The following is an 8,069-nucleotide window of genomic DNA, read 5'->3' as shown; positions in this document are numbered from 1 at the left end:
GGGCTGGGGCGGCTGGGCTGTTTCGGGCGTACCTGGTCGAATCGGGCGTACCTGGTCGGTTGTTCTGGCCAGGTACGCCCGAATCCACCAGGCATCGCGCACGTTCTGGGAAAGAACGGGCAGCCCGACGGGTCCGCCGACTCTGCACCGGGTCGAATCGGGCGTACCTGGTCAGATCGGGCGTACCTGGTCGGTTCTTCTGCCCCGGTACGCCCGAATCCACCAGGCATCGCACGCGTTCTGGGAAAGAACGGACCGAAGGCCGGGAGGCCCGGGTAGCGTCCGGCGCATGACCCGCGCCGTCCTCGTGTCCAGTGCAGCCCCGCCCACCGTCACCGACGTCGACCTGCCGGATCCGGCCGAGGGTGAGGCCCTCGTCGACGTCACGTACTCGAGCGTCAACTACAAGGACGGCCTCGCCCTCGCGCGGAACCCTGGTGTCGCCCGGCTCGACCCACTGGTGCCGGGGATCGACGTCGTCGGCACGGTGTCGGGGCTCGGACCGGGCGTGCACGAGGTCGCGATCGGTGACCGGGTGGTGCTGAACGGCGCTGGCCTGGGTGAGACCCGGCACGGGGGCTGGGCAACGCAGGCCGTGGTGCCGTCGGGGTCGCTCGTCGTGCTGCCCGAGGCGATCGACGACTCGTTCGCGGCGGCCATCGGCACCGCGGGGTTCACGGCGATGCTCAGTGTGCTGGCGTTGGAGCGCTTCGTCGCGCCGGACGACGGGCCGGTGCTGGTGACCGGGGCGTCCGGCGGGGTCGGCACCGTGGCGATCGCACTCCTCGCGGCCCGCGGGTACCGGGTCACGGCGTCGACCGGTCGCGCGGCCAACACGGACTCGCTCCGCCGGCTCGGGGCCACCGAGGTGGTCGACCGCGGCACCCTGTCCGAGCCGGGCAAGCCGATGCAGCGTGCCACCTGGGCCGGAGCGGTGGACAGCGTCGGCGGGGCCACGCTGGCGAACGTGCTGGCATCGACCCGGTGGGGTGGTGCCGTGACGGCGTGCGGGCTGGCGCAGGACTCCGCACTGCCGACGACCGTGCTGCCGTTCATCCTGCGGTCGGTGTCGCTGCTCGGGATCAACTCCGTCGACGCCCCGCTCGAGCTCCGTCGTCGGGCGTGGGACCGCCTGGCGACCGACCTCGACGCGGCGCTCCTGGCGGACGTCACCCGCACGGTGACGCCCGAGCAGGCCATCGCGGTGGGGGCCGAGGTCGTCGCGGGACGGGTGCACGGACGGACGGTCGTCGCCGTCACGGGCTGATCCGGCGTGCTTTCCGAGCGATTCATTTAGCAAACGTTTGCATATTGGCACGCTAGGATTTCGAGTGTCGATTTCGTCCTCGAGGAGATGACATGCCGGTCCCCAAGTCCACCGTGGAGAGCTCTCCCCGGAAGCTCCTGCGCGACGTCGTGTACGACAAGATGCTCGCGGCCCTCCGCGACGGCACACTGCAGCACGGCGAGCGCCTGAACGACGACGAGCTGGTCCAGTGGCTGGGTGTGAGTCGCACCCCGATCCGCGAGGCGATCGCGAAGCTCGTCGACATCGGCCTGGTCGAGATGGAGGCGAACCGGTACACCCGCGTCGCCACCCCGACCTTCGAGGACTGGGTCACCGCGACCCGCGCGACCGCCGGGTTCTTCGAGCTCAGCCTGCGCTGGGGCGTCCCCGAGTACAGCGACGAGGACGTCGAGGCCCTCAGCACGCTGCTCGACAAGGCCGACCGCATGCGCAAGGTGCGGGACTACGGCTTCAGCGGCGCCCTCAACGAGATCATCGAGTTCGCGGTCGAGCACTCCGGCAACCCCCTGGTGCAGAACGCCGCGGTCGGTGCCATGGAGCGGGTCCGCTTCACACTCAACCCCACGCCGGCGTTCGAGCAGTACGGGTCCGAGGCGTTCTTCTCGATCCTGCGCGAAGCACTCACCGAGCGCGACGGCGAAGGCGCTGCCGAGGCCGGCCGCGCCCTCACTCGCAACTTCGAACAGCACATCGAGGCGGTCCGCGCCGACCGCGGCTGACCCGTGGTCGTCGGCGAGTGGGGTGACGCCGACCCCTGGGCGGCGGCGAACGACGACGCCTACGCGTCCCTGCTCGCCCACGTCCGGACCGGCCCCCGCGGGCCCGTGGCCGTCGACCTCGAAGCACTGAGCTGGGAGTGGGGCACGTCCCGCGGCCGCGTCCGTGCAGCGGCCGCTCGGCTCGAGGACCTCGGCATCCTGTCCCGGGGCCCGGACGGCACGTGGTGGTACGAGGAGCTCTCGGACGCCGACCTCTCGGACACACTGGACTTCTGGGTGTCCCTGGTCGGCCCGGCCCTCCGCGCGACGATCCCGGCGCTCACCCCGGAGTTGCACGCCGAGCTCGATCGCCGGGTCGCGCGGGCTCGCACCACCGCTGCCCTCCGGCTGCCGGAGTACCCGACAGCGTTCTCCGCCGCCTGCCAGTTCTGGTTCGAGCACTCCCCGAACACCCTGGTGCGCAGCCTGGGCCTGCGTGCGTTCGAGCGGATGCGATGGGCACGCGTCCCCACCCAGACCTGGTCGGTCCACGACGTGCACGCGTGGTTCGTGACCACCGGCCGTGCCGTGGGCACCGGCGACCCGGCAGTCGCGACCACCGCGGCAGAGGTCATCGACGGGCTGTTCGAGATCCACCGGCGGAACGTCGGGGTCCCGCGGACGAGCCGCTCGGCGGAGGACACCACCGAACAGCGTGTCGGCCCGGTCGGCCGCGCCCTGCTCCGCGACGTCCGCTCCGACGCATTGGCGGTCGGGTCCAGGCACACGCTCGAGGACCTCGTGACACGGACCGGTGCTCCACCCGAGCAGGTCCTCGACGGGCTGCGCTGGCTGCACGACCTCGGGCTCGTCGAGGACGACGGCGGTCGGTACCGCGTCGTGGAACCGTCGCTCGCGACCTGGCGCGACACCATGGAACTGCTCCCCGGCGTCTTCACGCACGGTGCCGTCCACGTCCTGCCCGGCCTGCGGGGACCCGCGCTCGAGGAGTTCCGCGCGCTCGTCGAACGGGCGCGGGCGGACGGCCAGGTGCGCGACCACCGGTACACGGAGAGCGCGTTCGCCGTCACCCGGTTCCTGGCCGAGCAGTCCGGCAACCGCTGGACGCGGCAGGCCCTCCGCCTCTCGATGGCCCGGCTCGCCTACGCGCTGCCCGAGGCCCCGGCGTTCCGGCAGTGGGACGCTGAAGCGCTCTGGCTGGCGCTCGACTCAGCGGCCGGCAGCGGAGACGTCGGTGCCGCCCGGGCCGCGGCCCGCCGGTTCGTCGACGTCGCACGGGCGCACGTGGACGACGTCACGGCCCGGTGGGGCACGATGGGGTCATGACCGACCCGCGCGACGACGTCCTGATCCACGCCACCGGGGTCCGCGTCACGCGCTCCGGCCGCGACCTGCTGCACGACGTCGACCTGACCGTCCGGCGCGGGGAGCACTGGGCGCTGCTCGGACCGAACGGCGCCGGCAAGTCGACGTTGCTGGCCGTCCTCGGCGCGACCGGCCACCCCACCGCCGGCACGGTCGAGGTCCTCGGCCGCCGGCTCGGACGCGTCGACGTCCGCGAACTCCGGGAGCACATCGGCCACGTCGACCCCCGGCACCGGATGCTCTCGCCGCTCACGGTGCTCGAGACGGTCCTGACCGGGCTGACCGGCACGACGGACCTCATGATGCGGTGGGACCCCTCGGCCGAGCAGGTCGCGCTGGCCGAGCAGCACATCGCCGACGTCGGGCTCACTGCACGACGGGACGCCCGCTGGCCCGTGCTGTCGCAGGGTGAGCGGGGACGCGCCCTCATCGCCCGGGCCCTGATGTCCGGACCCCAGCTGCTGCTGCTCGACGAACCGGCGACCGGGCTCGACGTCGCCGCGCGGGAGCACCTGCTCGAGACCGTCGACGCGCTGCGGCACCGGCACCCCGAGCTGGGCAGCGTCATGGTGACCCACCACCTGGAGGACCTGCCGGCCTCGACGTCGCACGCGATGCTGCTCCGCGACGGTGCCGTCGTGGCCCAGGGAACCTCGGACGAGGTCATCACGTCGTCGGCGGTGTCCCACGCGTTCGACTTCCCGCTCGCGATCCTGCGGTCGGAAGGGCGCTGGGCGGCACGCCGATCCGCCTGACGCGTGCTTGAATGGCCGTTCAGTGTCCGCGGCCCGTGTCGGGGAGGGACCCGGCACCGCACCACGGTGTCACGCCGCGGACCGTCACCAGGGGGAACCATGACGAACACGCCGCCGCCCTACCCGGGGTCCGAGCCGCAGCCGAACGACGGGCAGCCCAACGCCGGCCAGCCGAACGGCCAGCAGTACCCGCAGCAGCCCGCCGGCCAGCCCCAGCAGCAGCCCGCCGGCCAGCCCTACACGCAGCAGCAGCCCGCCGGCCAGCCGTACGCCCAGGCCGCTCCCGCCGGAGCCGCTCCCTACGCTCCCCCGCCCAAGTCGTCGTCCTCCCGTGGCAAGCGCGTCCTGATCTCGGTGCTCGGCGTCGTCGTCGCTGTGGTGGTGGCCTTCCTCGTCCGCCAGGGCCTCAACGCGGCCTTCAGCGACTCCACGGAAGAGAAGGTCTCGAAGGCCGTCGAGCAGATCCGCGAGCAGAGCGACCTGCCCAAGCAGGTCGACTCCGTCACGACGTGGACCGGGATCGAGGCCGAGGGCGCCGCGATCCACTACGACTACACGGTGTCGTCGAACGTCGATCCGGCCTCGATCACCGAGGGTGCCATCCGCGACGCCGTCGGGCCGAACCTCTGCTCGAACAGCGAGACGAAGAAGCTCCTCGACGAGGACGTCGACATGCGCTACACGTACAAGTTCGAGGGCTCGTCGAAGACCGTGGACACGACCTTCACGAAGGCCGACTGCTCCTGAGCCCCGACGCCCGTCACGCGGGCGCGGCGGCAGCAGCCTCCGCGCCCGTCACACGGTCGCGGCGGCAGCAGCCTTCGCGGCCGCGGGCAGGGCGTCGAGGATCCGTCCGACGGCGCGGTCGTCGTGCGCGGCCGTGACGAACCACGCCTCGAAGACGCTCGGCGGCAGGGTCACCCCGGCGTCGAGCATCGCGTGGAAGAACGGCGCGTAGCGGAACACGTCCTGTGCTCGCACGTCGTCGTAGTTCCGCGGTGCCTGCTCGGTGAACGCGAACGAGAACAGGTTGCCGGCGCGCTGCACGGTGTGGGCGACGCCCTCGGCCGACAGGGCGTCCGACGTGGCCGCGGAGATGACGGCAGCGGTACCGTTCAGCGACTCGTACACCGACGGCGTCGCGGCCCGCAGCGTGGCGATGCCGGCAGCGACGGCCAACGGGTTCCCCGACAGGGTTCCCGCCTGGTACACCGGCCCGAGCGGGGCGAGGAAGTCCATGACCTCGCGCCGTCCGCCGAGTGCGGCGAGGGGCATGCCACCGCCGATGACCTTGCCGAACGTGATGAGGTCGGGCTTCCACCCGGCGCCGTCCGGCACGACCTTCGACGCCTCGAGGCCCCACCAGCCGGCAGCGCCGACGCGGAACCCGGTCAGGACCTCGTCGACGATGAGCAGCGCCCCGTGCGAGCGGGTGATCTGCGCCAGTGCACGGTTGAAGCCGCGCTCCGGTGCCAGGACGCCCATGTTCGCGGCGGCGGACTCGACGATGACGGCGGCGATGCGCTCGGAGTGCTCGTCGAAGGCCCGGCGGACGGCGTCGAGGTCGTTGTACGGCAGCACGAGGGTCTGCGCGGCGGTCTCAGCGGTGATGCCCGCGCTGCCCGGCATGGCCAGGGTCGCGACGCCCGAGCCGGCCTCGGCCAGCAGGGAGTCCGAGTGCCCGTGGTAGTGGCCGGCGAACTTCACGAGCAGGTCGCGACCGGTGTAGCCACGGGCCAGCCGGATCGCGGTCATCGTGGCCTCGGTGCCGGTCGACACCATGCGGAGCTTCTCGATGGGACCGTCGCCGTCCACCGACACCCGCTGCTTCACGAGTTCGGCCAGCTCGGTCTCCCCCGGGGTCGACGCCCCGAACGACAGTCCGCGCGCGGCGGCCTGCTGCACGGCCTCGACCGTGCCGGGGTGGGCGTGCCCGAGGATCGCGGGACCCCACGACGCGACGAGGTCGACGTACTCGCGACCCTCGGCGTCGGTGACGTAGGCGCCCTTCGCGGACACCAGGAACCGCGGGGTGCCGCCGACCGACCCGTAGGCGCGGACCGGGGAGTTCACGCCACCCGGGATCGCGTTCTTGGCACGGCCGAAGAGCTGGTCGTTCGTGGTCATTCGGGGGCCTTCCCGGTCGAGGCGATGCCGGCGACGTCCGCGGTGCTGCCCGAGGTGCGGAGGCCCGCTTCCTCGTTGAGCTTCCGCGCGATGTCGACGGCGAAGTAGGTCAGGATCGCGTCGGCACCGGCGCGCTTGATGCCGACGAGCGACTCCATCGCGGCGGCGTCGCGGTCGATCCACCCGTTCTGCGCTGCTGCGGTGATCATCGCGTACTCGCCGGAGATCTGGTACGCCCAGACCGGCACAGGCGAGGTCGCAGCGGTCTCGGCGAGCACGTCGAGGTAGCTCATCGCCGGCTTCACCATCACGATGTCGGCGCCCTCGTCGACGTCGAGCTCGACCTCGCGGAGCCCCTGCCGACCGTTCGCGGCGTCGATCTGGTACGTCCGGCGGTCGCCGACGAGTGACGACGACACGGCCTCGCGGAAGGGACCGTAGAACGCCGAGGCGTACTTGGCGGCGTAGGCGAGCAGCGCGGTGCCGCTGTGCCCGGCGCCGTCGAGGGCGTCACGTGCGGCGGCGATCTGGCCGTCCATCATGCCGCTCATGCAGACCAGCTCGGCACCGGCTTCGGCCTGTGCGACCGCCATGTCGCGGTAGCGCAGCAGGGTGGCGTCGTTGTCGACGGAGCCGTCGGCGGCGAGCACACCGCAGTGTCCGTGGTCGGTGAACTCGTCGAGGCACAAGTCGGACTGCACCACGAGGGCATCCCCCACCTCCTGCCGAGCGACGCGGATCGCCACGTTGAGGATCCCGTCCGGGTCGGTCGCACCGGAGCCGGTGGCGTCCTTCGTGGTCGGCACGCCGAACAGGTTCACGCCACCCACACCGACCGACGCGGCGTCGACGAGCGCGCGGCGGAACGAGTCGAGGGAGTGCTGCTGCACGCCCGGCATGCTCGAGATGTCCACGGCGTCGGTCGCGCCTTCGCGGATGAACATCGGCAGCACGAGCTCGGCGGGGTGGAGCCGGGTCTCGGCCACGAGTCGTCGCATCGCGGGGGTGGCGCGCAGCCGACGGGGGCGGACCTGGGGGAAGCGTCCAGTCACGGGTGACCTTCCTGGTGGGGGGTGGTTGGGTTCAGTGCCTCGACGACGGCGTCGAGCAGGGCTTCTGCGGACCGGGTGCCTCCGACGGCGTGCACGGGGAGTCCGGCCGCACGGGCGTCGGTCGCGGACCCGGGGCCGATGCAGGCCACGATGGTGCGGGGGTCGAGCGGGGTCATCCGGCGGGCGATCTCGCGGGCGACGCTGCCGCTCGTCACGAGCACCGCAGCGGGCGTCGTCTCGAGGGTGATCGGCTCGTCGCCGGTCCCCACGGTACGGTACGCGACCACGTCGTCCACGTCGATGCCGCGGGCACGGAGGCCGTCGACGAGCGTGGGTGCCGCGATCTCGGAGCGGGGGAACAGCACGGTGCCGTCGGTGTCCGGCAACTCCTGCACCAGGCCGGCTGCGGACGTCTCGTCCGGCACCAGGTCGACGACCCAGCCCGCAGCGCGCGCGGCACGGGCGGTCGGCTCGCCGACCGCGGCGACGCGCACCCCGGCCGGGAGGCCCGCCACGCGTTCCGACAGGACCGTCACGGCCGTCGCACTGGTCACCACCACCCATGCGTAACCAGCCACAGGGGTCCGGTCGCCGACGGTATCCGGTGATCCGGGCCTCCCGGCCGCTCCGGAAGCGACCAGGCGGCGGACCGCAGCGTCGAGGGCGACGGGGTCGGACGGCGGAGCGTCCGTGATGAGGGGGACGACGACGGGGGCGAGCCCACGGGCCCGCGCCGCTTCGG

The 8,069-nt window shown here is 72.5% G+C and carries 8 protein-coding genes; 5 read left to right on the top strand and 3 right to left on the bottom strand.

Annotated elements, in window-relative coordinates; translation table 11 throughout:
• Positions 1-289: 289 nt before the first annotated feature.
• From DEJ05_RS02155 to DEJ05_RS02135, 5 genes are all read left to right on the top strand, one after another.
• The gene (locus DEJ05_RS02155; protein ID WP_111040018.1) at positions 290-1,267 is read left to right on the top strand and encodes an MDR family oxidoreductase; all 978 of its coding nucleotides are present in this window, start codon (positions 290-292) and stop codon (positions 1,265-1,267) included.
• A gap of 92 nt (positions 1,268-1,359) precedes the next feature.
• Entirely contained in the window at positions 1,360-2,028 is a 669-nt protein-coding gene (locus DEJ05_RS02150; protein ID WP_111040019.1) for a GntR family transcriptional regulator, read from the top strand.
• Between the two features lie 3 nt (positions 2,029-2,031).
• On the top strand, positions 2,032-3,354 hold the full coding sequence (locus DEJ05_RS02145; RefSeq protein WP_111109603.1) for a hypothetical protein: 1,323 nt from the start codon (positions 2,032-2,034) through the stop codon (positions 3,352-3,354).
• Positions 3,351-4,148: an ABC transporter ATP-binding protein gene (locus DEJ05_RS02140; protein ID WP_111109602.1), complete on the top strand. Its 798-nt coding sequence runs from the start codon at positions 3,351-3,353 to the stop codon at positions 4,146-4,148. Before DEJ05_RS02145 ends, DEJ05_RS02140 begins: the two co-directional genes overlap by 4 nt.
• Positions 4,149-4,247: 99 nt before the next feature.
• Positions 4,248-4,895: a hypothetical protein gene (locus DEJ05_RS02135; protein ID WP_111109601.1), complete on the top strand. Its 648-nt coding sequence runs from the start codon at positions 4,248-4,250 to the stop codon at positions 4,893-4,895.
• Positions 4,896-4,943: 48 nt separating this feature from the next.
• On the opposite strand, the gene hemL is transcribed toward DEJ05_RS02135, so the two are convergent.
• The 3 genes from hemL to DEJ05_RS02120 are packed head-to-tail and all read right to left on the bottom strand — an operon-like array spanning position 4,944 to position 7,905.
• Complete coding sequence (hemL, locus tag DEJ05_RS02130; RefSeq protein WP_111109600.1) at positions 4,944-6,275, bottom strand: glutamate-1-semialdehyde 2,1-aminomutase; 1,332 nt, start codon at positions 6,273-6,275, stop codon at positions 4,944-4,946.
• Complete coding sequence (gene hemB, locus DEJ05_RS02125) at positions 6,272-7,327, bottom strand: porphobilinogen synthase (protein ID WP_258371260.1); 1,056 nt, start codon at positions 7,325-7,327, stop codon at positions 6,272-6,274. The genes hemL and hemB overlap by 4 nt, the downstream gene beginning before the upstream one ends.
• Positions 7,324-7,905 carry a uroporphyrinogen-III synthase gene (locus tag DEJ05_RS02120; RefSeq protein WP_258376068.1) on the bottom strand — a complete coding sequence of 194 codons (582 nt, stop codon included), beginning with the start codon at positions 7,903-7,905 and terminating at the stop codon, positions 7,324-7,326. The genes hemB and DEJ05_RS02120 overlap by 4 nt, the downstream gene beginning before the upstream one ends.
• Positions 7,906-8,069: the final 164 nt, after the last annotated feature.

Origin of the sequence: Curtobacterium sp. MCLR17_045 (assembly GCF_003234405.1) — a bacterium.
In the GTDB taxonomy this organism is placed as follows: domain Bacteria; phylum Actinomycetota; class Actinomycetes; order Actinomycetales; family Microbacteriaceae; genus Curtobacterium; species Curtobacterium flaccumfaciens.
The sequence above is the reverse complement of the archived record's forward strand: the minus strand, read 5'-3'. Positions and strand labels throughout refer to the sequence as shown.